Below are 24,682 nucleotides of genomic sequence, written 5' to 3' on the forward strand. Positions count from 1 at the left end.
ATTCACCATCATTGCCAAGCCACTTCAGAAATAATATAAAAAAATATTATAAATTCATACACAATTGTCATAAAAATTGGGGAATGCTAGAGTAAAGCCCATAAAGTAGCACCAACCACAAAAATAGAAGGAGAGAAAATGAACGTGTTGAAATGGTCTTTATTGGCGGCCTCTTTGGGCTTGGCCGCATGCAGCAGCGGAGGCAGCAATCCGCCCGTTGTTACCGATCCCGGAGACGGCGGCGGTAATCCGCCGGTGGTGATTCCCGATCCCGGAGATGGTAGCGGCAATCCGCCGGTGGTGATTCCCGATCCCGGAGATGGCGGCGGCAATCCGCCGGTAGTGGTTCCCGATCCCGGAGATGGCGGCGGCAATCCGCCGGTGGTTACTGAACCTGAAAATGGCGGCATGGATAAGAAAATCAGCGGCGAATTTTATGAAGTAGATGTTTTTCGGCAATACGATGTAGCCCCCGCTTACGATCCAATCGGCCCTGTGTGGGTAAGAAACACCGGTTCCACTGATAACATCAATATATTGGTGTTAGATGGCGAGCGCATCAATATGCTGCCGCAAAGCATCACCGGCAACATCACAGTGTTTAGCGGCCACAACGAACACGGTCAACCCATCACTAAAGCAGTGTCCAATAATATGCAATATTTGGTTCATGGTTGGTTTTATCGGCCCACTGCAGCGCCATGCGGCGCTGATGACATCAACTGTCAATTTGATCGCGAAAGTGTAAGCGGCAAGGGTTTTGATCCTAATGCACACCGCCAATCATTCTTTGCACAAGGCTATCGCACTCTGGATATGCCAACCTCGGGAACTGCCGCTTATAGTGGCCAAGCCTTGGTAGCTGATGCCCGCTCCAGAAGCACCGGTATTATTCAAGCCGATATTACTCAAACAGATGCCTCATTCTCCGTTGATTTCGGTGCCCGCACGCTCACCGGCAAAATCGGCTCGTTTCAGCCGTTTACCGCAAGCATTCAAGGCAATCGATTTGCCACAGACGATCGCGATATTCCTTTCGACAGCTATCCGATTTCCGCCAAAGGCGGCTTTTACGGCCCCAAAGCAGCCGAGCTGGGCGGGGTGTTTACCGACAATAGATTTGCCATCGGTTCTTTTGCCGCAAAACAAGATGCCAGCGAATAAAATGGCATAAATCAAACACAGGCCGTCTGAAACACAGTTTTCAGACGGCCTGTAAGTTTTGCACTGATTATTGAAAAGTGAAAACGCAGAAAATTGAAAACGCAAGCTTGGCAAATCCGTTTTGCATGCTTATGCAAACATATTCACCTTTATGCGCTTATTTGCATCTATCATTAAAAATTCAGCGGTGCCCGATTTTCGCCCGATTTTCCATTTTCTCCCAAGCCGATAAAAACTAAAGAAATAATTACCCAAATCAAGAATACTTACCCTATTAAAATACTTGCAATGGGTAAAACAATTATCTATCATACCCTCGCCCGCAGTTGCGGGTATCTTATATAAAAAAACATAATTCTTAAATTCATTACGGAGTGAAAAAACATGGACATGAAAAAAACCATACTGGCCTCTTTGGCTCTTTTGGGCATGAGTTGCGCATTGGCAGCGGTTAACATCAACACCGCCGGTGCCGATGAACTCAAAGCTCTACCGGGCATCGGCTCGGCAAAGGCAGAGGCAATTGTTGAATATCGCAAACAACACGGCAATTTCAAAAGCGTGGAAGAGTTGAAAAATGTAAAAGGCATTGGCGAGAGCTTGTTCAACCGTTTGCAAGACGGCACGATTGTGCCCGCTGTGTAAACATCGCTAACTTTAACTTTGCTTGAAAAAGGCCGTCTGAACAAATTTGTTCAGACGGCCTTTTTTACGTTTACCGCCTTATCCCATCAATATGCGTTGAACCATGATTAAGCGCTCACTTAACACCGGCCTGCGCCTTGGCCACCCCCAGCGCCATGCTGCGCCCGGCTTCTTCCGCTTCGCGCTCACGCCCCGGCAAAGGGCGCGCACCCACGGTGCGTTTGAGCAGCACCAAGCCATACACCGCCGCCGCATGCGGCCACCAGCGATCGCCCGCTGCCTCCATAAAACGCCAGTTTTTCAACGCCTTGCCGCTACTCACCGCTGGCACATACACCATAAATTGCCCGCTTTCGATGGTAAAGCCCAGCGAGAGCGCCTGCTTTTTCAGCTGCGGCAACGGCAGGCAGCGGCGTTGTTCGGGCAGGCGCACACCATCAAACCAGCAGCTGAAGCGCCATAAAGAATGCGGGTTCAGCCCGGTGAGCACCAACCGCCCTTCCGGTTTCAAAGCCCGATAAGCCTCGGCCAGCGCCACCTCGGGCGCATCGCAGCATTCCAACACATGCGGCATCAGCAGCAAATCCAGCGCCTGATCCGCCCAGGCCGAAGCATCCGCCTGCATTTCCACATCGCGTCCCACGCACACCGCCTGCCCATTCGGCCACAAAGCCCAATCAGGCATGCCCGCCTGCACCACCGTGCCCGCGTGCAGCCCGGCCAGCGCACGGGCATAAAATTGCTGCTCGCGCTGAGCCGTGTAGCGCCCCGCATCGGTGCGGCCGAACCAATCTGTCAATATTTTGCAACTCATCGCCTTACTTTCATTCATTCCACTTCGCCTGCCCATCATACAGCCAGCCTTGCCATCCGACAAAACCTTCCCCGCCCATGCCCATGGCAAGCCTATAAATTATCAAGCAATTTAATGCCCTAATCACTTGACTGCACCCCCTCCAGCCAGTAACATCGGCAAAATCGAATTCCTATATGCTTCATATTAAAAGACTATGGCAAAATTAAAAACTATTGTATTGGCTGTGACCGGCCTTTCCGCCTTCTCCGCCACCGCCGGCCACGCCGCCACACCCAATCAAGCAGGCATGGCCATGATGCGCCTGAACGCCTCGCTGCTTGATCAAGCCGCCACCAACTTTGCCTCCGGCAGCCTTTGGAACAATCTGCGCCGTGACTTCCGCATGGTTGAAGTCAACCCCGAATTGGTGCGCCGCCACGAAAGCAACTTCGTAAAAGGCAACGCTTATTTCAACCGCACCATCGACCGCAGCAAACCTTATATGTTTCATATTGCCAATGAAGTGAAAAAGCGCAATATGCCGTCTGAAATCGCCCTCTTGCCCTTTATCGAAAGCGCTTATGTAACCAAAGCGCGCTCGCATGTGGGCGCTTCCGGGCTGTGGCAGTTTATGCCCGCCACCGGCCGCCACTACGGCCTCGAAAAAACCCCGCTTTACGATGGCCGCCATGATGTAGCTGCCGCCACCGATGCCGCGCTGAATTATCTCGAATACCTGCACCGCCTCTTCGGCGACTGGTCGCTTGCGCTGGCCGCCTACAACTGGGGTGAGGGCAATGTCGGCCGCGCCATCAACCGCGCCCGCGCACAAGGCCTCGAGCCCACTTACGAAAACCTGCGCATGCCCAACGAAACGCGCAATTATGTGCCCAAGCTTTTGGCCGTGCGCAACTTGGTAAACAACCCGCAAGCCTTCGGCATGAATCTGAGCGACATCGACAACAAGCCCTATTTTAAAGCGGTGAACATTGATAAGCCTGCCGATGTGGCTGCCATCACCCGCTTAGCCAACATCAGCGAGAGCGAATTTCTCGCGCTGAATCCGGCCTACAGCGCGCCCGTATTTATTCCGAAAAACAACCGCAAGCTGCTGCTGCCGGTAACGGCTGCGGCCACTTTCGAGAAAAACTACCGCAACGCCAGCCCCGACACCCTGCTCTCTTGGGATGTTTACACACCGTTTTCCACCACCAGCCTTTCCAGCATTGCCGCTGAAACAGGCATGAGCGTGGCAGAAATCAAACGCCTCAACGGCATGAGCGCCAACAGCGTGGGTGCCGGCCGCAGCATTTTGGTGGCCAAAAGCAGAGCCACCACCGGCAGCTTCGGCCGCCACGACTTGAATTTCGCCAGCATCGACACCGACACCGCACCCGACACTTACCGCTCCGATATGCCGGTGATGCAGCCCGCCGCACCTTCGGCCGCCGTGCTCGCCAGCGCCCAGCCTTTGCTGCCTAAGGCCGAGCCGATAACCGTCGCCCGTGCAGCCGCTGCCCAAACAGCCACCACCGAAGCCCGGCCGCAAATCCTCGCCGCCCAAACCCGCATCGCCACCGTGCCTGAGCAGGCTACTGCACAACCCATTGATTTCACGCGCGTGCAATCAACCGCTTGGTCTGACACAGCGCCCGCCGCTGCCACCACGCTTGCCGCCGCACCTGAAGCCGCGCCCATCACCACCGCCCAAGCCGGCACCCCCATCAGCACCGATATAGCCATCAAAGAAGCTTTGCCGCTGCCCACGCAAACCGCAGCCGCCGAGCAGGCCATTGATATTGCGATTAACCAACCGCTGCCCTTGCCCACCCAGCCGGGCGCCGCCGTTGAAGCAGACGATCCGCTCTTGGCGTTGGCACAAGAATCCGCCTTGCGTCTGAGCGCGGCCGACAGCGTGCGCAGCGCATTGGCGCAAGCTGAAAGCAACGAAGCGGCCGCCCGCATCCGTGCCACCCAGCAAGCCGAAGCCCGCGCCAAGCAACAGCAGCGCACCGAAGCCCGCTTAGCGCGTGCCGCTCAAACCCAACCGGCCGCAACCACCCACCGCGTGGCCGCCGGCGACACCTTGTATAACATCGCCCAGCGCTACAACATGAACGTGGCCGATTTGATTACCGCCAACAACATCCGCGGCAGCAACATCCGCCAAGGCCAAGTGTTGAAGCTGGCAGAAGCCTCATCCCAACGCAATGCCGTGCGCAATGTTTCCTACACCGTGCGCAAAGGCGACACGCTCAACACCATCGCCAGCCGCTTTAATGTCGACATCAACGACATCCGCCGCTGGAACCGCAACACCCGCACACTGGTGCCGGGCCAGCGCCTAAACCTGATGGGCAGCTAAAAGCCGCAATCCATTGAACCAAGCACATAGGCCGTCTGAAAATATTTTCAGACGGCCTATGTGCTTGAGTGGCGTTATCAAAACAAATCTTCAAAGATATTGAAATCCCCGCCGCTACACATCTTTACTAAAAAGTAATTTTCCATCAACAAGCGAAATAATTTACTTTTCAAGCAAAACAGCATACAATCTAAACACCTCTTCTGCCAAGAAAACATCATGAGCACACCCGAATTGCGCCGCCATAATCTGCACAGCTGGATTTCACGCCTGCACGGCGGCCGGCAAAGCCGCTTTGCCGCCGAAACCGGCATCAATCAGGGCGAATTGTCGGCGCTGCTGAAAAACAAAACCTTCGGCGAGCGCAAAGCCCGAAAAATCGAACAATCCGCCGGCATGCCGCTGCTGTGGCTCGACACCGACCACGGCGATTTCCACGCAGCCACCCCCTCCGCCACCCCATCTCAAGCGAGCCACACCATGACCCAATTTGCCACCATTCCCGAAATCTTGGCCGACATCAAAGCCGGCAAAATGGTGATCATCACCGATGCGGAAGACCGCGAAAACGAAGGCGATCTTCTAATGGCCGCCCAATTCGTTACCCCCGAAGCCATCAACTTTATGATCAAACACGCACGCGGCTTAGTGTGCCTGCCGATGAACGACGATTTGGTCGACCGGCTCGGCCTGCCGATGATGACGCAGAAAAACGGCGCCCAATACGGCACCAACTTCACCGTGTCTATCGAAGCGGCACACGGCATTTCCACCGGCATTTCCGCTGCCGACCGCGCGCTCACCATCCAAACCGCCGTGTCACCCGCCGCCAAAGCCGAAGATATTGTGCAACCCGGCCATATTTTCCCCTTGCGCGCACAAAAGGGCGGCGTGTTGGTGCGCGCCGGCCACACCGAAGCGGGCGTGGATTTGGCGCAAATGTGCGGCCTGATTCCCGCCGCCGTGATTTGCGAAATCATCAACGACGACGGCACCATGGCGCGCATTCCCGAATTAATGACCTTCGCCCAAACCCACAACCTCAAAATCGGCACCATCACCGATTTAATCGAATACCGCAGCCGCACCGAAACCCTGCTCGAAGAAATGGGCAGCACACCGGCACACACCCCGTGGGGCGATTTCCAGCAGCATGTGTATGTAGACAAGCTCTCCGGCGAAACCCACTTGGCGCTGGTTAAGGGCAGCCCCTCGCCCGACACCGAAACGCTGGTGCGCGTGCACGAGCCTTTCAGCGTGATGGATTTCCTGCACACCAATCCGCGCCACAGCTGGCCGCTGCCCGCCGCACTGCAACGCATCCAAGCCGCCGATGCCGGCGTGATCATCTTGATGCACCGCACCGAAAGCGGCGCCACCCTGCTCGACCGCACCCTGCCCAAAGGCCTGAACCAGGCACAACAATGGGACAGCAAAACCTACGGCATCGGCGCGCAGATTTTGGCCAACCTCAACGTGAAAAAAATGCGCGTACTCGGCAAACCTTCATCGTTTACCGGCCTCACCGGCTTCGGCCTCGAAGTGGCCGGCTTCGAAATGCCGGATGAAGTTTGATCAAGCACACCAAGTCCAAACAATAAGATATTGTGAAATGCAAGAAAAAGTAAAACAAAACTGCATGCTGCAACAGCGTAGCTTGGGTTGATAAACCCAAGGTTTCAGGCGGCTTGTAGATTTAATACCAGCAATAAACACACAGGCCGTCTGAAACCTTTCAGACGGCCTGTGTGTTAGGGTCTGTTCACCTTCATTTCGTGGCAATTTTTTACGCTCAAAATCTTATACAAATTCAAAAAAGTAAGCTAACAAGGCGGCGAGCCGCAGACAGTACACACGTACGGCAAGGCGAGCCAACATAAGTTAGGTTATTTTTTTGGATTGGTATTACGCACGAATGAATGCTGAACAGCCCCTAGGGTCTGTTCACATTTCATCCGTGCGTAAGATTTTGAGCGCAAAAGCGCGCTTGCAAGGCGAAAAGCGCAGCAAGGTTGGACACCTTGCGAGCATTTTCAACGCGGCAGGCGCGTTTTTGAGCCAAAAGATTGCCACGAGATGAATTGTGAACAGACCCTAAAGCTCCATATCAATAATCTTTAGCAATACCCAACAACACCGCCGCCAGCACAATCAGCACAATGCCGATGATCACTTTTGTCATCTGATCAGGCGTTTTCTTTTCTTTCAGAATAAAAATCGAACCCAGCGTGGAAATCACCACCGCCACCTGCGCCAGCGAAAAGCTGATGGCCACGCCCACGCGCGGTTGCGACACAAACATAAAAAAGCTGCCCAAAGCCCAAACAATGCCCGGCAGAATATTCTTAAGCGCATCGCGGTTGTAAGGCTTTTCTTTGGCCGTGAGCAGCAGCGCCATCAGCACCATGCCGATGCTTTGCGGAAAAATCGCATCCGAGCCTTTAACGTCAAACGAAGCAGCCAGCACCGCATAAGCCAGATAGCCGAGCGTAGACACCAGCAACATCACCAGCGCCGCGCGCATATTGTCGCGCCCGGCCGCATCCGCCACCACGCCTTTGGGGCGAGCCGAAGTGAGAAACACGCCCAGCAAAATCAGCACCAGCGCCGCCAGCCCCAAGCCGGTGGTGGCCGCATTATGCCACTCCGACAACACCAGCGCGCCAAAGAGCGTGGTGGCCACCAGCTGCATGCCGGTGGAAATCGGCATGGTCGTGGCCGCGCCCACTTTCTTGATGCTTTGCAGCTGCCCGATTTGGCCGACCGTCCACAACATGCCTGAAGCCAAACCCACCCAAAACACTTTCTGCGTGATTTCAGGATCGCTGAAAAAATAATTCAGCGAAGCAAACAAAAGCGCGCCCACTGTGATGCCGAGAATCTGGCTGTAAGCCGTGCCGCCGATATACACGGTAAACAAAATCATCGAGCCCCAAAATAAAGCGGGCAATAAGGCAATGGCAATATCCATAATTCTCTCTGAAATAAAATTACATTTTGCAGATTATAACGCCTGCCCCGATATTTTGTTTAACACATCTCAAAAAGATGCCCGAAACAGCTTATACCCATTCGAAAAAACAACCTAACTGCGTTGGCTTGCCCAGCCGTACTATTGATTCGGCAATTAAATATTGAGCATTTTCTAAAATTTAAATAATTGAAAAATATAAATTTTAATGCCTTTAAGTTTCAATGTTTAATTGTCGAATCTATAGGTGTACTGTCGCAGGCTTCCGCCTTGCTATCTTATTTTTTCGAATGGGTATTATTTTCATGCATTTTTTCGCGTTTGATGGCCGATTGCCCATCAACCGAGCCGGCTTTGCAGCATGCGGTTCAGCGTGCGGTTCAGCATTTTGTTATCTTATTTCAAAAACAGTAAACAGGCCGTCTGAACATTTTCCAGCCCGATGCAAACGCGCTACAATAAGCCCTATTTTCTTTCAGACGGCCTCACCATGCCCGAACTTACCGACCTGATGCAGCAAGAAGCCGCCGGCACCGTGGCCGAAACGCTCGACTTCTGGCTCTATGAATGCAGCATAGACGAAGCGCCCGCAGCCGCCGAAGTGGCGCAATGGCGCGATATTTTGGCCGCCCGCGGCGGCAAATTCACGCGGCTGGCGCAAATCTGCCAAACTTGGCTGGATGAAGAATGCGCATGATGCCGCGCAACCGCTACAGCCTGCTTGCCCTTTTGTGGCTGGCCGCCGGCCTTTATTCGCTGCTGTTTCGCGAAGCGGCGGGCGGCGCACCGCCTTTTGCCCATTTCGACAAAGTGGCACATTTCGCGCTTTTTTTCGGCCAATTCTGGCTCACCGCCAAAGCCTTTATGCAGGCGAAGCGCCCCATTCCCTATGTCGCGCTATTCACCTTGGCCGTGCTCTTGGCCGCCGGCAGCGAAGTGGCGCAAGCGCTGTTTACCCAAAGCCGCCAGGGCGATCTGCTCGACGGCTTGGCCGATATCGCCGGTGCCGCCACCGCTTTGTGGCTGGCACACAAAGTGAGCGCCGCCAAAAAGCAGGCCGTCTGAAAGCCCCGCATTGTTCAGACGGCCTTTAGAATCTGTTCACCATGAAACAAACCACAAAAAAGATTGTGAACAAATGCTTAACCCATTTCAAACCATCCCTTCAAAAGAGCCCGCCATGCAACCCTACATCACCCGCCGCACACAGCTTTTGCAAAAAATCGGCCCCGACGGCCTGGCCGTGTTGTTTGCCGCGCCCGAGCAGCGCCGCAGCAACGACACCGATTTTCCCTTCCGTCAAGACAGCTATTTCCACTATCTGAGCGGCTTTCCCGAGCCGGAAGCCATTATCGTGCTCGATGGCGCCAAAGGCAGCAGCACGCTTTATTGCCGCGGCAAAGATCCGCTGCGCGAAACTTGGGACGGCTTTCGCTACGGCCCCGAAGCCGCACGGCAGGCATTCGGCTTTGACGAAGCCCGCAATATCAACGAATGGCCGGCAGAGATTCAGGCCGCCATCACCAATAAAAAGCAATTATTCGCCCTGTGGGGGCAATATCCCGAACACGACCGCACGCTGATGCAGCATTGGCACCGCGTGCAGCAAAGTGCCGGCCAGCGCATGCTCGCCGAATGCAGCCGCGCGCCCGACAGCCTTGCCGACCTGGCCGCCCCGCTCAACCCCATGCGCTTAATCAAAGATGCCGCCGAAATCAGCCTGCTCCAAGAAGCCGGCCGCATCAGCGCGCTGGCACACATCCGCGCCATGCAAACCACCCGCCCCGGCATGGGCGAATGGCAGGCCGAAGCCGAAATCGTGCACGAATTCATACGCCACGGCGCGCGCTTCCCCGCGTATAACAGCATCGTAGCCGGCGGCAAAAATGCCTGCTGCCTGCACTATGTGGAAAACAAAGATATTTTGCATGAAGGCGATTTGCTGCTGATCGATGCCGGTGCCGAATACCAAATGTATGCCGGCGACATCACCCGCACCTTCCCCGTCAACGGCCGCTTCAGCGCCGCCCAAAAAGACGTTTACGAAATCGTGCTCGCCGCCAACGAAGCCTCCATTGCCGCCGTGCACCCCGGTGCAAACTGGGCCGACATCCACGCGCAAGCGCTGCACATTTTGGTGCAAGGCCTGATTGATTTGAAGCTGCTCAAAGGCAGCGTAGCAGGCAATATTGAAAGCCAAGCCTATCAGCGCTTCTATATGCACGGCCTCGGCCATTGGCTGGGGCTGGATGTGCACGACGTGGGCGGCCGCTGGCACGATGGCAAGCCCATTTTGCTGCAAGCGGGCATGTGCACCACCATCGAGCCCGGGCTTTATATCAACGCCGCGCCCGACATTCCCAAAGCCTTCCACAACATCGGCATCCGCATTGAAGACAACATCCTCGTCACCGAGCACGGCCACGAAAACTACACCGCCGCCGCGCCCAAACAAATCGAGGAGATCGAAGCCCTGATGCGCGGCTGAGCCGCAGCGCCGCCATCTATAGTGAAATGTAAGAAAAAGTGACACGGAACGCCATTTTACAATGGCGTAGCTTGGGTTGATAAACCCAAGGTTTCAGACGGCCTGTGGGCTTGTTGGGTTTTCAACCCAACCTACCCGCCGTATCACTTTTTTATGCATTTCACTATATAAAAAGGCCGTCTGAAAAACTTTCAGACGGCCTTTTTGGATGCTTTACACCAATTCCCAAAACAACCTTAAAAAATCATACCCATTCAGAAAAATAACCTTACAAAATAAAAGCAGCTCGATAGCACCATCAGTGTGGGTCGGGTTCAAGGATCCGCCCCACAGGCTGCCTGTTGGTATATTATTTTTTTAAGTTTGGCATAGGAACAATTTTAGCGTCATCTGCGTAGCTTGGGCTAGGGTCTGCTCACAATTCATCTCGTGACAATCTTTTGGCTCAAAAATGCGCCTGCCGCGTTGAAAATGCTCGCAAGGTGTCCAACCTTGCTGCGCTTTTCGCCTTGCAAGCGCACTTTTGCGCTCAAAATCTTACGCACGGATGAAATGTGAACAGACCCTAGGCATTCAAAATCAAACAGCTTTATAAAATCAATCGGTAGAAATGCAGATGTTGGGCCACAGCAGCCTAGCCCAACCTGAAGTCTTGCATTCAATATCAACTCAAAACCGAATCAAAACAAGCCGTGTATCACGCCGTGCTCGTCCACATCAATCTGCTCGGCGGCGGGCGCTTTGGGCAGGCCGGGCATTTTCATCATATTGCCGCACAAAGCCACGATAAAGCCGGCGCCGGCCGACACGGTGATGCCGCGCACGTGCAGCTTGAAGCCTGTGGGGCAGCCGAGCAGCTTGGCATCATCGCTGAGCGAATATTGGGTTTTGGCCATGCACACCGGCAGCTTATCCAGCCCCAATTTTTCCAGGCCGGCGATTTCGGCGAGCGCTTCGCTGCTGAAATCCACATCGGCCGCGCCATACACTTTTTGCGCAATGGCGCGGATTTTATCGGCCACGCTGCTGTTTTCTTCATAAGCAAAACGAAATTCGTTGGGCTGGCCTGCAATGGCATCGATCACGGCATGCGCCAGCGCTTCGCCGCCCGCGCCGCCTTTTTCCCACACCTCAGTGAGCGCCACAGCTGCACCCTCCTCGGCGCAGGCGGCTTGAATCACATCCAATTCAGCATCGGTGTCGGACACAAAACGGTTGAGCGCCACCACCACCGGCAGGCCGAACACTTCTTTCATATTGCGGATGTGTTTGAGCAGATTGGGCAGGCCGCGCTGCAAAGCTTCTAGGTTTTCCGCGCCCAAATCGGCACGCGCCACGCCGCCGTTGTATTTCAGCGCACGCACGGTGGCCACCACCACCGCCGCATCGGGCTTCAGCCCGGCGAGGCGGCATTTGATGTCGCAAAATTTCTCTGCGCCCAAATCCGCGCCGAAGCCGGCTTCGGTGATGGCATAATCACCCAAATGCTGCGCCATGCGCGTGGCAATCACCGAATTGCAGCCATGCGCAATATTGGCAAACGGCCCGCCGTGCACCAGCGCCGGCGTGCCCTCTATGGTTTGCACCAGATTGGGCTTGACGGCATCTTTCAACAAGGCCGCCATCGCGCCGTGGGCTTTCAAATCGCGCGCATACACGGGCGCGCCGCTTTTACTATAAGCCACCAGCATATTGCCGAGGCGGTTTTTCAAATCGGCCAAATCTTGAGCCAGGCAGAAAACCGCCATCACTTCCGAAGCCACGGTGATGTCGAAGCCGTCGGGGCGCATCACGCCGTCCACCGGCTTGCCCAAGCCGCCGATAATGTTGCGCAGCTGGCGGTCGTTCATGTCTACCGCGCGCCGCCACAGCACGCGTTTGGGGTCGATATCGAGCGCATTGCCCTGATAAATGTGGTTGTCGAGCATGGCGGCCAACAGATTATTGGCCGCGCCGATGGCGTGAAAATCGCCGGTGAAATGCAGATTGATGTCTTCCATCGGCAGCACTTGCGCATAGCCGCCGCCGGCCGCGCCGCCTTTGATGCCGAACACGGGGCCGAGCGACGGCTCGCGCATGGCCACCACCGCATTTTTGCCGAGGCGGTTGAGCGCATCAGCCAGGCCGATGGTGACGGTGGTTTTGCCCTCGCCCGCCGGCGTGGGGTTGATCGCCGTCACCAAAATCAGCCGGCCTTGTTTGGCCGGCAGCGCAAAAGCCTTGACCGGTGTGATTTTGGCCTTGAAATGGCCGTAAGGCGAAATATGCGCTTCATCAAGGCCGAGCTTGGCGGCAATTTCGCCGATGGGGCGCATGGGGGATTCGTGGGCGATTTCTGCATCGGTTTTGTAGCTCATGGGGTGTCCGTTTTCCGTGGGCGAAAAAGCATTATTATAGCGCCAACATACTGCCTGAGCTTGCGAAAAGGGATGGCTTTTGCATTACATCAACTTACCTTTTGAGGCCGTCTGAAACGGATAAACGTTTAAGGCATACCTACATCGGCCTTGAACAAGCAGAATATTTCGGATGATGCATTGATAATGAAATACAAGAAAAAGTGACACAACGGGTAGCTCGGGTTGAAAACCCAACAAGCCCGCAGGCCATCTGAAACCTTGGGTTTATCAACCCAAGCTAAGCTGTTACAAAGCGTTGTTTTATATCGATTTTTATTTCTATCCACTATATTTGTTTTGATTAGGCAAAGGCCGTCTGAAAAGTTTCAGACGGCCTTTGCCTATATCTTGAAATCACAACTTCATGTTTGCAGCTAACCGGAATCTTTCTAAAAAACGAATTCGGCATGCCGCATAAGCCAGCATTTCCCGGATTATCCGGCGGTGAGCAGGCTGAGCGCTTCGCGGTATTTGGCTACCGTTTTCTCAATCACTTCGGCGGGCACTTTCGGGGCGGGTGCTTGCTTGTTCCAGCCACTTTGTTCGAGCCAGTCGCGCACGAATTGCTTGTCGAACGAAGGCGGATTGGTGCCGACTTGATATTGGTCTGCCGGCCAGAAGCGGCTGGAATCGGGAGTGAGCACTTCGTCCATCAAGGTTAAAACGCCCTCTTCGTCGAGGCCGAATTCAAATTTGGTGTCGCAAATAATGATGCCGCGCGTTTTCGCATAAGCGGCGGCTTCGGTGTAGAGCTCGATGGCTTTTGCGCGCACTTCTGCCGCCAATTCCGCGCCGATAATCTGCTCGCATTCGGCAAAGCTGATGTTTTCATCGTGATCGCCCACCGCCGCTTTGGTGGACGGGGTGAAAATCACCTCGGGCAGCTGCTGCGCTTCCCGCATGCCCGCAGGCAGGGCAATGCCGCACACGCTGCCGCTTTGCTGATAATCTTTCCAGCCGCTGCCGGCCAAATAGCCGCGCACAATGGCTTCTACTTTCACCGGCTCCAGCTTTTTCGCCACCACCGCCCGCTTTTCCAGCGCGCGGGCTTGATCTTCGGGCAACACATCATAAACGGTGTTGCCGGTGAAATGATTCGGCATGATGTGCGCCAACTTTTGAAACCAGAAATTGGAAATCTGCGTGAGAATTTCGCCCTTGCCGGGAATCGGGTCGTCGAGAATCACGTCAAATGCCGACAAGCGGTCTGACGCCACCATCAACATGCGCTGTTCATCGATTTCATACAAATCGCGCACTTTACCGGAATAGATTTTTTTCAAACTGATGTCAGACATGGCCGCTCTTTTCACGCAAGAAGTAAAAGGCCGATTTTAACCGAATTGGTCGGCTTTGGGCAGATTGTTTACAATTGTCGCGGCTTGGTAATAACGATTCAAAAAAGTAAGCTCACAAGGCGAGACAACGAAGTTATACCAATCCAAAAAAATAACCTAACTTCGTTGTCTCGCCTTGCCGTACTAGTTGTACTGTCTGCGGCTCGCCGCCTTGTTAGCTTACTTTTTTGAATTGGTATTAGGTTATTTGTTTGGATTGGTATAAAAGCGGCTCAAGGCATCCGGCTGCTTCATTTATCCAAAACAAAAGGCCGTCTGAAAAACTTTTCAGACGGCCTTGATAAACACAGCACATTCAGCAGCTTAAGGATTGCGCCGCACCAAACGGTAATAAGTTTCGCCACTTTGGATATAGCCCAAATCCACGCGGGCGATTTCGGCGATGGCATCCTGCCCTTCGGCCAAATCCATCACCTCGGCCGCCAGCGCGCTGTTGCGCAGGGCGAGCGCCTGGTTTTTCTCTTCCTGCACGGCCACTCGGTCTTGCAGGTGCCACATGTCGCGCCAACCGCCTTTGGCTATCCAAAGGTTGTATTGGAAACACGCCAAGGCGGCGATTAAAACCAGCGTCACCCACTTCATGCTTTATGCCTTATTTGCCCAGTTGGTAAAAAGCGGCTTTGCCCGGATAGTAAGCGGCTTCGCCCAGCTCTTCTTCAATGCGCAGCAGCTGGTTGTATTTGGCCATGCGGTCGGAGCGGCTCAGCGAGCCGGTTTTGATCTGCATGCAGTTGGTCGACACGGCCAAATCAGCGATGGTGCTGTCTTCGGTTTCGCCCGAGCGGTGGCTCATCACGCAGGTGTAGCGGTTGCGTTTGGCCAATTCAACGGCTTGCAGGGTTTCGCTCAAGGTGCCGATTTGGTTCACTTTCACCAACAAAGCATTGGCCACGCCGGCTTCAATACCTTCGGCCAGAATTTTCGGGTTGGTGACAAACAAATCGTCGCCCACCAATTGCACTTTGCCGCCCAAGCGCTCGGTGAGCAGCTTCCAGCCGGCCCAGTCGTTTTCATCCATGCCGTCTTCAATGGAAACAATCGGGTATTCGTCCACCAGTTTGGCCAGATAGTCGGCAAATTCTTCGCTGCTCAATGCCAAGCCTTCGGCGCTGAGGTGGTATTTGCCGTCGCGGTAGAATTCGCTGGACGCGCAATCCATGGCCAGCAGCACATCTTCGCCCGGAATATAGCCGGCGGCGCTCACGGCTTCGAGAATCAGCTTCAGCGCTTCTTCATGGCTGCTCAGGTTGGGTGCAAAGCCGCCTTCATCGCCCACGGTGGTGGGGAAGCCTTTGCTGTCGCACAGTTTTTTCAGTGCATGGAACACTTCGGCACCGCAGCGCAGGGCTTCGCGGAAAGTGGGTGCGCCCACCGGCATAATCATAAATTCTTGAATATCCAGGCTGTTGTTGGCATGTTCGCCGCCGTTGATTACGTTCATCATCGGCACGGGCAGCGCCATCGGGCCTGCACCGCCCAAATAGCGGTAAAGCGGCAGGCCGGCATCTTCTGCTGCAGCGCGAGCCACCGCCATCGACACGGCCAAAGTGGCATTCGCACCCAAGCGGCCTTTGTTGTCGGTGCCGTCGATATCGATCATCACGCGGTCGATATAGCTTTGCTCGCTGGCATCCAAGCCGATCAGGGCTTGGGCGATTTCGTTGTTGACATGCTCCACGGCTTGCAGCACGCCTTTGCCCAAATAGCGGCTTTTGTCGCCATCGCGCAATTCCAAAGCCTCTTTCTGGCCGGTAGAAGCGCCCGAGGGCACAGCGGCGCGACCCATCACGCCGGACTCGAGCAACACATCGCACTCAACAGTGGGGTTGCCGCGTGAATCCAAAATCTCGCGGGCAAAAATATCAACAATAGCGCTCATGCAAAGTCTCCTGAAATAATAACAATAAATAGGGAAAGCGTTTTTCAGACGGCCTGCCGCATCGCAGCCGCAAGCTCTGAAGTAATATTACAAAAAAGATTATACCGATTCAGGCCGTCTGAAACGAGTATTTTACGGCATAATTGTTAAAAAGATTGTGCAACATCAATTATCAATTATAGCATGACGGAATAAACCGTTTGCTGCCCCGCAGATAATCACAACGGGTTGCCCGGCAATCGGCCCGGCAACCCGTTTTTATGCATCAACGGATATGGTAATTCGGCGCTTCTTTGGTAATCTGCACATCATGCACATGCGATTCGCTCATGCCGGCGGCGGTGATTTCCACAAATTCGGCTTTTTCGTGCATTTGCTCAATGGTGGCGCAGCCCAAATAGCCCATGCTCGAGCGCAGGCCGCCCATCAGCTGATGGATAATCTGCACAATCGGGCCTTTATAAGGCACGCGCCCTTCGATGCCCTCGGGCACATATTTATCGGCGTTGTCTTCTTTATCTTGGAAATAGCGGTCGGAAGAGCCTTGGCTCATCGCGCCCAGCGAGCCCATGCCGCGATAAGATTTATACGAGCGGCCTTGATAAAGCTCGATTTCGCCCGGCGCTTCTTCGGTGCCGGCAAACATGCCGCCGAGCATCACGCAATGTGCGCCGGCTGCCAGCGCTTTGGCAATGTCGCCCGAAAAGCGGATGCCGCCATCGGCAATCAGCGGCACGCCGGTGCCTTTTAAAGCTTCGGACACATTGTGAATCGCGGTGAGCTGCGGCACGCCCACGCCGGCCACAATGCGGGTGGTGCAAATCGAGCCCGGGCCGATGCCCACTTTCACCGCATCGGCGCCGGCAGCCACCAAATCGAGCGCCGCTTGCGCGGTGGCGATATTGCCGCCGATTACCTGCACATGCGGGTAAGTTTCTTTCACCCATTTCACACGATCAAGCACGCCTTGGCTGTGGCCGTGGGCGGTGTCGACCACCAACACGTCCACACCTGCTTCCACCAGTGCCTTCACACGCTCATCGGTGTCGGCGCCCACGCCCACGGCCGCGCCCACGCGCAAACGGCCGTCGGCATCTTTATTGGCATGCGGAAATTCGGTGGTTTTCAGAATGTCTTTTACCGTGATCAAACCTTTGAGCACCCATTCATCGTCCACCACCAGCACGCGCTCCACTTTGTGATCGTGCATCACATCGCGCGCTTCATCAATGCCCGTGCCCACCGGCACAGTGACCAAGCGCTCGCGCGGCGTCATAATGGCCGACACGGGCTGGTCGAGGCGTTTTTCAAAACGCAAATCGCGGTTGGTTACCAAGCCCACCACTTTGCCGTTTTCCACCACCGGCAAGCCCGACATTTTGCGCTTGCGCCGCGCCTGCATTTCCACCAATTCGCCAATCAGCATATCGGGGCCGATGGTAACCGGGTCTTTCACAATGCCGCTTTCATGGCGCTTCACCTTGGCCACGGCATTGGCCTGGCGCTCGGCGGTCATGTTTTTATGGATAATGCCGATGCCGCCTTCCTGCGCCATAGAAATGGCCAGCTTGGCTTCGGTAACGGTGTCCATCGCGGCAGAAAGTAAAGGGGTGTTGAGGGTGATGTTGCGGGTGAGTGGGGTTTGGAGTTTGACGTCGCGCGGCAGCACTTGGGAGCGTGCAGGAACCAGCAAAACATCGTCAAAAGTATAGGCTTTTTCTACGATACGCATGATGCTCGGGCTTTCGGTTTGTGCAAGATGCACGGCATTGTATCAAAATTACCTGTGGCGTGTTATTGGTTTACACAATTAAACGCGCATGACACCCGCCAAATTAGCCAGTACAATAAGGCCGTCTGAAAACAAACAAACCAAAATAAGGGAAACGGAATCACCACATGGCTACTTTGACCAAAATCCTTCTATTGAGCATGCTTTTTATCGGCACGCATGCCGGCGCAAATGAAGTGTTCAGCTGGAAAAACCCCAGCGGCAGCACCAGCTATTCCGATGTGCCGCGCAACCTCCAGCCCGCACAAGTCAACCGCATGAATGTGCGCACCCACAGCGTCACCCCACCGCCCGCACCGGCCGCAGCAGCAGCCAACCCCGAATCGCTGGCCGAGCAGCAGCAAAAGCTGGGTGAGCAAATTGCCCGTCAAAACAAACAGATTGAAGAGCAAAACAAGCGCGTTGAAGAAGAAAACCGCCGCCGCGAGGAAGAAAACTGCCAAGCCGCGCGCATCAACCGCCAATTTGCCGAAAGCGCCCGCGTCAACAACCGCGATGCCTTAATCGCCCACTACGACGGCGATATTGCCAAATTCTGCCACTGAGTTTGCATACCAAACATCAAGGCCGTCTGAAACCTTTCAGACGGCCTTTGTTATCATACCCATTCGAAAAAATAACCTAACTGCGTTGTCTCGCCTTGCCGTACTAGTTGTACTGTCTTCGGCTCGCCGCTTTGTTATCTTATTTTTTCGAATGGGTATCACTACTCGTTCATTTATTAAGCATATCATGAAATGAATACACAAGTGCTGCATGTTTGGTTAAGCATCGCACCACACCTTTCAGACGGCCTTTCCCAATTGCTGTATCATTCAGGCCGTCTGAAACTTTTTTGCAGCCGCTGCCGTGAGCCAAAATTTCGATATCGATATTTTCCTGAAAAACCTGCCCAATCTGCCGGGCGTTTACCGCATGCTCGACAAAAGCGGCAAGGTGCTTTATGTGGGCAAGGCGGTGAATTTGAAGCGGCGCGTGGGCAGCTATTTCCAAAAAAGCGACCATTCCCCGCGCATCACGCTGATGGTGCGGCAGGTGCATTCGATTGAAACCACCGTTACCCGCAGCGAAGCCGAAGCGCTGATTCTGGAAAACAATTTCATCAAAGCCTTGTCGCCCAAATACAATATTCTTTTCCGCGACGACAAAAGCTACCCCTATTTGATGCTTTCCGCCCACGAATACCCGCAAATGGCCTATTATCGCGGCACGCTCAAAAAGCCCAACCAATATTTCGGCCCTTATCCCAACGGCTATGCCGTGCGCGACAGCATCGAGATTCTGCAAAAAGTGTTCCGCCTGCGCACCTGCGAAGACAGCGTGTTTGCCAACCGCCAACGCGCCTGCCTGCTTTATCAAATCCGCCGCTGCTCCGGCCCCTGCGTCGGCCACATCAGCTATGAAGATTACCAGGCCAGCATCAGCGAAGCCGTAACCTTTCTCAACGGCAAAACGGGCGAGCTCACGCAAACACTGCACCACAAAATGAACCAAGCCGCCGCCGCGCTGCAATTTGAAGAAGCCGCCCGCTACCGCGACCAAATCCAGGCGCTGGGCTTGGTGCAGAGCCAGCAGTTTATCGACAGCAAAAACCCCAACAACCCCAACGATATCGACATTCTCGCGCTGGCGCTCGAAGGCGGCACCGTGTGCATCCATTGGGTGAGCATACGCGGCGGGCGGCATGTGGGCGACAAAAGCTTCTTCCCCGATGTGCGCCACGATCCCGACCCGCAGGCGCAGGAATACGCCGAAGCCTTTGTGGCGCAACATTACCTCGGCAAAAGCAAGCCCGACATCATCATCAGCAATTTCAGCCTGCCCGAAAGCCTGCAAGAAGCGCTGATTTCCGAGCACGGCAAACAAATGCAGTTTGTCACCAAAACCATAGGCGAGCGCAAAGTGTGGCTGAAAATGGCCGAGCAAAACGCCCGCCTCGCCATCGGCCAACACCAATTGCAGCACAACAACCAGCAGCAGCGCATCGACGATTTGGCACGCCTGCTCAACATGGATTCAGACGGCCTGCAACGCCTGGAATGCTTCGACATCAGCCACACCCAAGGCGAAGCCACCATCGCCAGCTGCGTGGTGTATGACGAGCAAAATATCCAGCCCTCGCAATACCGCCGCTACAACATCACCACCGCCAAAGCCGGCGACGATTACGCCGCCATGCGCGAAGTGCTCACCCGCCGCTACGGCAAAATGGCCGAAGCCCAAGCCAACGGCGAAACGGTGAAATGGCCCGATGCCGTGTTGATCGACGGCGGCAAAGGCCAAGTGGGCATGGCGGTGGATGTGTGGGCGGAATTGGGGCTCACCATTCCCATTATCGGCATTGCCAAAGGCCCCGAGCGCAAAGCCGGGCTGGAAGAATTGATATTGCCCTTTACCGGCGAAACCTTCCGCCTGCCGCCCAACAGCCCCGCCCTGCACCTCTTGCAAACCGTGCGCGACGAATCGCACCGCTTCGCCATCACAGGCCACCGCAAAAAGCGCGACAAAGCCCGCATCACCTCATCATTAAGCGACATTCCCGGCATCGGCAACAAACGCCGCCAAGCCCTGCTCACCCGCTTCGGCGGCCTGCGCGGCGTAACCGCCGCCAGCGTGGAAGATTTGGCGCAGGTAGAGGGCATCAGCGCGGCCTTGGCCGAAAAGATTTATGAAAGCCTGCATGGATAATGGGCAAACGCAGGCCGTCTGAATGCCGTATTCAGACGGCCTGAAAACAATCATGCCCAGCTTCGCCACAAAGCCCCTGTAAATTCGTTATAATAAGCCAGCCTTTTCAGACGGCCTGCGCCGAAGCGCACAACAAAGGCCGTCTGAAACACCAACCGAACACAGAAAGCCCTGCCGATTATGCCGTGGAATTTCCCCATTTTCCTCACCTGGATGCGCGTGTTGCTCATCCCCGTGTTCACCGCCCTTTTCTTCCTGCCCAAAGGCGTGTTCGACAACCACACCATCAACTGGCTGGCGGCCGCCATTTTCGCCATCGCTGCCATCACCGACTGGTTTGACGGCTTTCTCGCCCGCCGCTGGAAGCAAACCTCTGATTTCGGCGCTTTTCTCGACCCCGTGGCCGATAAATTGATGGTGGCCGTGGCACTGATTCTGCTGGTGAGCCTGGGGCGCACTTATGCCATTTTCGCCATGATCATCATCGGCCGCGAAATCACCATTTCGGCGCTGCGCGAATGGATGGCGCAAACCGGTAAGCGCGGCAGCGTGGCCGTGGCCACCATAGGCAAGCTCAAAACCACCGCGCAAATGGCCGCCATTTTGTGCCTTTTGGTGGGCTTGCGCGATTTTTACGGCCACGACCTGATTTTTATCGGTAACATATTGATGTTTATCGCCGCCGTGCTCACTTTGTGGTCGATGTTTTATTATCTGAAAATGGCCTGGAAAGAGTTTCAGTAATAATTTTCACACAAACCCCTTGACAGTAAATTTTCAGGCACTATAATGGCGTTCTCTTGCTGATGCAGCGATGCACGGCAAGCCCCAAGCGGGAATAGCTCAGTTGGTAGAGCGCAACCTTGCCAAGGTTGAGGTCGCGAGTTCGAGCCTCGTTTCCCGCTCCAAAGTTTAATGTTTAAATGTAATCAAAGCGGGAATAGCTCAGTTGGTAGAGCGCAACCTTGCCAAGGTTGAGGTCGCGAGTTCGAGCCTCGTTTCCCGCTCCAAGCGCTTACATTTAAATCCTGCGGGAATAGCTCAGTTGGTAGAGCGCAACCTTGCCAAGGTTGAGGTCGCGAGTTCGAGCCTCGTTTCCCGCTCCACATCCCGCAAGCCGTTTACACCACTTAAACGGCTTGTTTATAGTTTCAAGGCGGAATGGCAGAGTGGTTATGCAGCGGCCTGCAAAGCCGTGTACGCCGGTTCGATTCCGACTTCCGCCTCCACACAATCCAAGCAGTTTCCCCTTATGGCGGGGTGGCAGAGTGTTTATGCGATAAGGGGTGCAACCCTTATACAGGCCGGTTAAAATCCGCGCCCCCGCCTCCACGTTTCACAATGCCTTTATGCAGAGCACTGGATATTGGCATCGCCCGGATGGTGAAATAGGTAGACACAACGGACTTAAAATCCGTCGCCTCTAATACAGGCGTGCCGGTTCGATTCCGGCTCCGGGCACCACTAACCGCTTTTAAGCGGTTATTTTTTTGCTTTTCAATATCTGTAAAATACCCATCCTAAAAATACCCATCCTAAAAATACCCATCCTAAAAATACCCATCCTAAAAAATAATATATAGTGAAATGCATAAAAAAGTGATACGGCGGGTAGGTTGGGTTGTAAACCCAACAAATCCACAAGCCGTCTGAAACGTCGGGTTTATCAACCCAACCTACGCCATTGTAAAATAACGTTCTGTGTCACTTTTTCTAGCATTTCACTATACAAACAGGCAGCCCGTAGGCTAGATTCTTAAATCCGACACTTGTTCGTAGAACAAGGCACGCACATCGCTTTAGCCGATGGCCAAACATCAGATTCAATAGCCCGGCCTACGCGGATGGCACTGTCAAACTGCTTTTATTTTGCAAGCTTATTTTTTTATACCAATTCAAAAAAGTAAGCTAACAAGGCGGCGAGCCGCAGACAGTACAACTAGTACGGCAAGGCGAGACTATGAATTTTTAAAAAGGCCGTCTGAAATATTTTCAGACGGCCTTTTTATTGGGTTCAAATCACATCACTTCCAGCGTGTCGATGCCCAGCAAATCCAAGCCTTGTTTCAAGGTATCGCCGGTGAGTTTGGCGAGTTGCAAGCGGGTTTCGCGGCTGGTGCCCTCGGCTTTCAAAATCGGGCAGGCTTCGTAAAAGCGGCTGAATAAAGTGGCCACTTGGTAAAGATAGCCGGCCAGATAATGCGGATACGAAGTTTCGGCCACGCTTTGCAACACATCTTCAAACTTCAGCAATTCCACCGCCAATTGCTTTTCCAGCGGCGCATCGAGCACCACAGCGGCCTGTTGGTTCCACTCGCCGGCGCGGCGCATCACGCTTTGCACGCGGGTGTAGGCATATTGCAGATAAGGCGCGGTGTTGCCCTCGAAGCTGAGCATGCTTTCCCAGTCGAACACGTAATCGCTACTGCGGTTTTTGCTCAAATCGGCGTATTTCACCGCGCCGATGCCGACCACCCGAGCAATTTCTTCGATATTTTCACGTGCCTCAATATCATAATTATCTGAAATTTTTTTGCGCTTAATGGCCGTCCTCAGCGTTGGTGAACCCTCTTCAATTTCCCATTCACCAACTTCCAATTTAAAATCCTTTGTCAATGTTCTATAATCATCGGCGGTTTTTTTCGATTTTTGTTCCTCTAAATCTTTATAGATTACTTCAAAACTATTCGGCTTGTTACGCTCTGCAATCAATTTTCTTGCCCTATCCACCGCTTCATCAAGCAAATCCACCAATTTCACCGTGTCGCCGCTGCGGGTTTTAAACGGCTTGCCGTCTTTGCCCATCATGGTGCCAAAGCCGATAAACTCGGCGCTCACGTTTTCCGGCAGATAGCCCGCTTTGCGCGAAGTGGTAAACAATTGCTCGAAATGCAGCTTTTGACGGGTATCGACCACATACAGCAAGCGATCGGCATTCAGACGGCCTACCCGATAGCGCACGCAGGCCAAATCGGTGCTGGCATACAGAAAACCACCGCCCTGCTTCTGCACGATAAAAGCCGCCGGCTCGCCATCTTGGTTTTTAAATTCATCGAGAAACACCACTTTGGCGCCGGCATCATCCACCGCCAAACCTTTGGCACTCAGATCATCCACCACGGTTTGCAAATCATCATTGTATTTCGACTCGCCCGCCACATCGGCCGGCGTGAGTTTCAAGCCCAAAGTGTCGTAAACCGCTTGCGCGTGTTGCAACGAAACATCAACAAACTGCCGCCACAAAGCCAACACAGCCTCATCACCGCCTTGCAATTTCACCACATATTCGCGCGCGGTGTCGGCAAAAGCTTCGTCTTCATCAAAGCGGATTTTAGCGTTGCGGTAAAACTGCTCCAAATCAGCCAATTCAAATTCGGCATTTTCCTGCTGTTGCGCCACCATATAAGCCACCAGCATACCAAATTGCGTGCCCCAATCGCCGACATGGTTTTGCGCAATCACCTTGTGACCCAGATAGCTCAACACGCGATTGAGACTGTCGCCGATAATGCTGGAACGCAAATGGCCGACGTGCATTTCTTTGGCCAGATTGGGCGACGAATAATCAATCACCACCGTTTGCGGCTCGGCGGTTTGGCGCACATTCAAATGGCCGTCGAGCAGCGCTGCTTCAATATTTTGCGCCAAAAAAGCCGCGTTCAAACGCAGATTGATAAAGCCCGGCCCCGCCACCTCAGCCGATTCAACCACCGCATTGCCCGCGAGCGCATCGGCCACTTTCTGCGCCAGCTCACGAGGATTCTGCTTGGCCTTTTTGGCCGCGCCCATCACGCCGTTAATCTGGAAATCGCCAAAATCGGCATTTTTGGCCGGCTGCAAAACCACAGGATTGCCGGCAATGCCGGCGGCGGCAAAAGCGGCTTCGGCTTCGGCAGCCACGGTTTGGTGTAGATTCATTGTTGTGCTTTCAATATTCCAATATCAGCAGGCCGTCTGAAACCTTAAACCTTTCAGACGGCCTACATATCATAATAACTTTAATCATTTAAAATTCTTAAGGCGCTATTTTACCGTGTTCACCACAACAGCGAAAGCTTTTCAGAATGGCAACATGTGTTTGCGCACAGGCCGTCTGAAAGCCTTTCAGACGGCCTGTGTTACAATCGGCGCTCCCGA

General features: G+C 54.1%; 18 protein-coding genes and 5 tRNA genes. 15 read left to right on the forward strand and 8 right to left on the reverse strand.

The genetic code is table 11. The features are described from left to right. Positions 1–138 precede the first annotated feature (138 nt). Together LVJ78_RS07695 and LVJ78_RS07700 are read left to right on the forward strand one after the other, a co-directional pair. Positions 139–1,164, forward strand: coding sequence for a transferrin-binding protein-like solute binding protein (locus LVJ78_RS07695; protein WP_132954329.1), 1,026 nt, complete (start codon positions 139–141; stop codon positions 1,162–1,164). A gap of 390 nt (positions 1,165–1,554) precedes the next feature. Then, a complete protein-coding gene (locus LVJ78_RS07700; protein ID WP_132954335.1) occupies positions 1,555–1,809 on the forward strand; it encodes a ComEA family DNA-binding protein in 255 nt (84 codons plus the stop codon). Positions 1,810–1,924: 115 nt separating this feature from the next. On the opposite strand, the gene LVJ78_RS07705 is transcribed toward LVJ78_RS07700, so the two are convergent. Then, on the reverse strand, positions 1,925–2,641 hold the full coding sequence (locus LVJ78_RS07705) for a class I SAM-dependent methyltransferase (protein ID WP_243650367.1): 717 nt from the start codon (positions 2,639–2,641) through the stop codon (positions 1,925–1,927). 178 nt (positions 2,642–2,819) lie between these two features. Between LVJ78_RS07705 and LVJ78_RS07710 the strand changes: the two genes are divergently transcribed. Next, complete coding sequence (locus LVJ78_RS07710; protein WP_132954328.1) at positions 2,820–4,970, forward strand: LysM peptidoglycan-binding domain-containing protein; 2,151 nt, start codon at positions 2,820–2,822, stop codon at positions 4,968–4,970. Positions 4,971–5,189: 219 nt separating this feature from the next. Beyond that, positions 5,190–6,545, forward strand: coding sequence for a bifunctional 3,4-dihydroxy-2-butanone-4-phosphate synthase/GTP cyclohydrolase II (gene ribBA, locus LVJ78_RS07715; RefSeq protein WP_132954327.1), 1,356 nt, complete (start codon positions 5,190–5,192; stop codon positions 6,543–6,545). Positions 6,546–7,077: 532 nt separating this feature from the next. Here ribBA and LVJ78_RS07720 read toward each other — a convergent pair. After that, on the reverse strand, positions 7,078–7,941 hold the full coding sequence (locus tag LVJ78_RS07720; RefSeq protein ID WP_132954326.1) for a GRP family sugar transporter: 864 nt from the start codon (positions 7,939–7,941) through the stop codon (positions 7,078–7,080). Between the two features lie 490 nt (positions 7,942–8,431). Here LVJ78_RS07720 and LVJ78_RS07725 point away from each other — a divergent pair, with 490 nt between their 5' ends. The 3 genes from LVJ78_RS07725 (at position 8,432) to LVJ78_RS07735 (ending at position 10,429) form a co-directional block, all read left to right on the forward strand. Beyond that, positions 8,432–8,638, forward strand: a complete 207-nt coding sequence (locus LVJ78_RS07725; protein ID WP_132954325.1) for a dioxygenase — start codon at positions 8,432–8,434, stop codon at positions 8,636–8,638. Next, the gene (locus LVJ78_RS07730; protein WP_132954324.1) at positions 8,629–9,006 is read left to right on the forward strand and encodes a VanZ family protein; all 378 of its coding nucleotides are present in this window, start codon (positions 8,629–8,631) and stop codon (positions 9,004–9,006) included. Before LVJ78_RS07725 ends, LVJ78_RS07730 begins: the two co-directional genes overlap by 10 nt. A 115-nt stretch (positions 9,007–9,121) precedes the next feature. After that, a complete protein-coding gene (locus LVJ78_RS07735) occupies positions 9,122–10,429 on the forward strand; it encodes an aminopeptidase P N-terminal domain-containing protein (protein WP_132954323.1) in 1,308 nt (435 codons plus the stop codon). A 680-nt stretch (positions 10,430–11,109) separates the two neighbouring features. Here the strand turns inward: LVJ78_RS07735 and LVJ78_RS07740 are convergent. The 5 genes from LVJ78_RS07740 to guaB all read right to left on the reverse strand — a co-directional run bounded on the left by LVJ78_RS07740 (position 11,110) and on the right by guaB (position 17,797). Continuing rightward, entirely contained in the window at positions 11,110–12,786 is a 1,677-nt protein-coding gene (locus tag LVJ78_RS07740) for a formate--tetrahydrofolate ligase (RefSeq protein WP_132954322.1), read from the reverse strand. Between the two features lie 476 nt (positions 12,787–13,262). Beyond that, positions 13,263–14,126 carry a phosphoribosylaminoimidazolesuccinocarboxamide synthase gene (locus tag LVJ78_RS07745; RefSeq protein WP_132954321.1) on the reverse strand — a complete coding sequence of 288 codons (864 nt, stop codon included), beginning with the start codon at positions 14,124–14,126 and terminating at the stop codon, positions 13,263–13,265. Positions 14,127–14,489: 363 nt separating this feature from the next. Further along, positions 14,490–14,768 (reverse strand): cell division protein FtsB, encoded by a 279-nt coding sequence (gene ftsB, locus LVJ78_RS07750; RefSeq protein ID WP_132954320.1) that lies wholly within the window; start codon positions 14,766–14,768, stop codon positions 14,490–14,492. A 10-nt stretch (positions 14,769–14,778) separates the two neighbouring features. Then, a complete protein-coding gene (gene eno / locus LVJ78_RS07755; RefSeq protein WP_132954319.1) occupies positions 14,779–16,065 on the reverse strand; it encodes a phosphopyruvate hydratase in 1,287 nt (428 codons plus the stop codon). 265 nt (positions 16,066–16,330) lie between these two features. Further along, a complete protein-coding gene (guaB, locus tag LVJ78_RS07760; RefSeq protein WP_132954318.1) occupies positions 16,331–17,797 on the reverse strand; it encodes an IMP dehydrogenase in 1,467 nt (488 codons plus the stop codon). Between the two features lie 167 nt (positions 17,798–17,964). Between guaB and LVJ78_RS07765 the strand changes: the two genes are divergently transcribed. The 8 genes from LVJ78_RS07765 to LVJ78_RS07800 all read left to right on the forward strand — a co-directional run bounded on the left by LVJ78_RS07765 (position 17,965) and on the right by LVJ78_RS07800 (position 22,009). Beyond that, positions 17,965–18,402 carry a DUF4124 domain-containing protein gene (locus tag LVJ78_RS07765; RefSeq protein ID WP_132954317.1) on the forward strand — a complete coding sequence of 146 codons (438 nt, stop codon included), beginning with the start codon at positions 17,965–17,967 and terminating at the stop codon, positions 18,400–18,402. A 304-nt stretch (positions 18,403–18,706) separates the two neighbouring features. Continuing rightward, entirely contained in the window at positions 18,707–20,545 is a 1,839-nt protein-coding gene (gene uvrC, locus LVJ78_RS07770; protein WP_132954316.1) for an excinuclease ABC subunit UvrC, read from the forward strand. 180 nt (positions 20,546–20,725) lie between these two features. Continuing rightward, positions 20,726–21,289, forward strand: a complete 564-nt coding sequence (pgsA, locus tag LVJ78_RS07775; RefSeq protein WP_132954315.1) for a CDP-diacylglycerol--glycerol-3-phosphate 3-phosphatidyltransferase — start codon at positions 20,726–20,728, stop codon at positions 21,287–21,289. Positions 21,290–21,377: 88 nt separating this feature from the next. After that, positions 21,378–21,453, forward strand: a tRNA-Gly gene (locus LVJ78_RS07780). 26 nt (positions 21,454–21,479) lie between these two features. Further along, positions 21,480–21,555: transfer RNA gene (locus tag LVJ78_RS07785), tRNA-Gly, on the forward strand. Positions 21,556–21,575: 20 nt separating this feature from the next. Continuing rightward, positions 21,576–21,651 (forward strand) — tRNA-Gly (locus LVJ78_RS07790). A 49-nt stretch (positions 21,652–21,700) separates the two neighbouring features. After that, a tRNA-Cys gene (locus LVJ78_RS07795) sits at positions 21,701–21,774 on the forward strand. Between the two features lie 145 nt (positions 21,775–21,919). Next, positions 21,920–22,009 (forward strand) — tRNA-Leu (locus LVJ78_RS07800). Positions 22,010–22,564: 555 nt separating this feature from the next. Here LVJ78_RS07800 and argS read toward each other — a convergent pair. Beyond that, a complete protein-coding gene (gene argS, locus LVJ78_RS07805) occupies positions 22,565–24,463 on the reverse strand; it encodes an arginine--tRNA ligase (protein WP_132954314.1) in 1,899 nt (632 codons plus the stop codon). Between the last annotated feature and the right edge of the window lie 219 nt (positions 24,464–24,682).

The organism is Uruburuella suis (assembly GCF_022870845.1).
Lineage (GTDB): Bacteria > Pseudomonadota > Gammaproteobacteria > Burkholderiales > Neisseriaceae > Neisseria > Neisseria suis.

Excerpts from the sequence above, each read along its gene's own strand:
- LVJ78_RS07700 (WP_132954335.1), top strand. The coding sequence starts at position 1,555 with ATGAAAAAAACCATACTGGCCTCTTTGGCTCTTTTGGGCATGAGTTGC.
- LVJ78_RS07705 (WP_243650367.1), bottom strand. The coding sequence starts at position 2,641 with ATGAATGAAAGTAAGGCGATGAGTTGCAAAATATTGACAGATTGGTTC.
- argS (WP_132954314.1), bottom strand. The coding sequence starts at position 24,463 with ATGAATCTACACCAAACCGTGGCTGCCGAAGCCGAAGCCGCTTTTGCC.
- LVJ78_RS07725 (WP_132954325.1), top strand. The coding sequence starts at position 8,432 with ATGCCCGAACTTACCGACCTGATGCAGCAAGAAGCCGCCGGCACCGTG.
- LVJ78_RS07720 (WP_132954326.1), bottom strand. The coding sequence starts at position 7,941 with ATGGATATTGCCATTGCCTTATTGCCCGCTTTATTTTGGGGCTCGATG.
- LVJ78_RS07765 (WP_132954317.1), top strand. The coding sequence starts at position 17,965 with ATGGCTACTTTGACCAAAATCCTTCTATTGAGCATGCTTTTTATCGGC.
- LVJ78_RS07745 (WP_132954321.1), bottom strand. The coding sequence starts at position 14,126 with ATGTCTGACATCAGTTTGAAAAAAATCTATTCCGGTAAAGTGCGCGAT.
- pgsA (WP_132954315.1), top strand. The coding sequence starts at position 20,726 with ATGCCGTGGAATTTCCCCATTTTCCTCACCTGGATGCGCGTGTTGCTC.
- LVJ78_RS07730 (WP_132954324.1), top strand. The coding sequence starts at position 8,629 with ATGCGCATGATGCCGCGCAACCGCTACAGCCTGCTTGCCCTTTTGTGG.
- LVJ78_RS07695 (WP_132954329.1), top strand. The coding sequence starts at position 139 with ATGAACGTGTTGAAATGGTCTTTATTGGCGGCCTCTTTGGGCTTGGCC.
- LVJ78_RS07735 (WP_132954323.1), top strand. The coding sequence starts at position 9,122 with ATGCAACCCTACATCACCCGCCGCACACAGCTTTTGCAAAAAATCGGC.
- LVJ78_RS07710 (WP_132954328.1), top strand. The coding sequence starts at position 2,820 with ATGGCAAAATTAAAAACTATTGTATTGGCTGTGACCGGCCTTTCCGCC.
- LVJ78_RS07740 (WP_132954322.1), bottom strand. The coding sequence starts at position 12,786 with ATGAGCTACAAAACCGATGCAGAAATCGCCCACGAATCCCCCATGCGC.
- ftsB (WP_132954320.1), bottom strand. The coding sequence starts at position 14,768 with ATGAAGTGGGTGACGCTGGTTTTAATCGCCGCCTTGGCGTGTTTCCAA.
- ribBA (WP_132954327.1), top strand. The coding sequence starts at position 5,190 with ATGAGCACACCCGAATTGCGCCGCCATAATCTGCACAGCTGGATTTCA.
- eno (WP_132954319.1), bottom strand. The coding sequence starts at position 16,065 with ATGAGCGCTATTGTTGATATTTTTGCCCGCGAGATTTTGGATTCACGC.
- guaB (WP_132954318.1), bottom strand. The coding sequence starts at position 17,797 with ATGCGTATCGTAGAAAAAGCCTATACTTTTGACGATGTTTTGCTGGTT.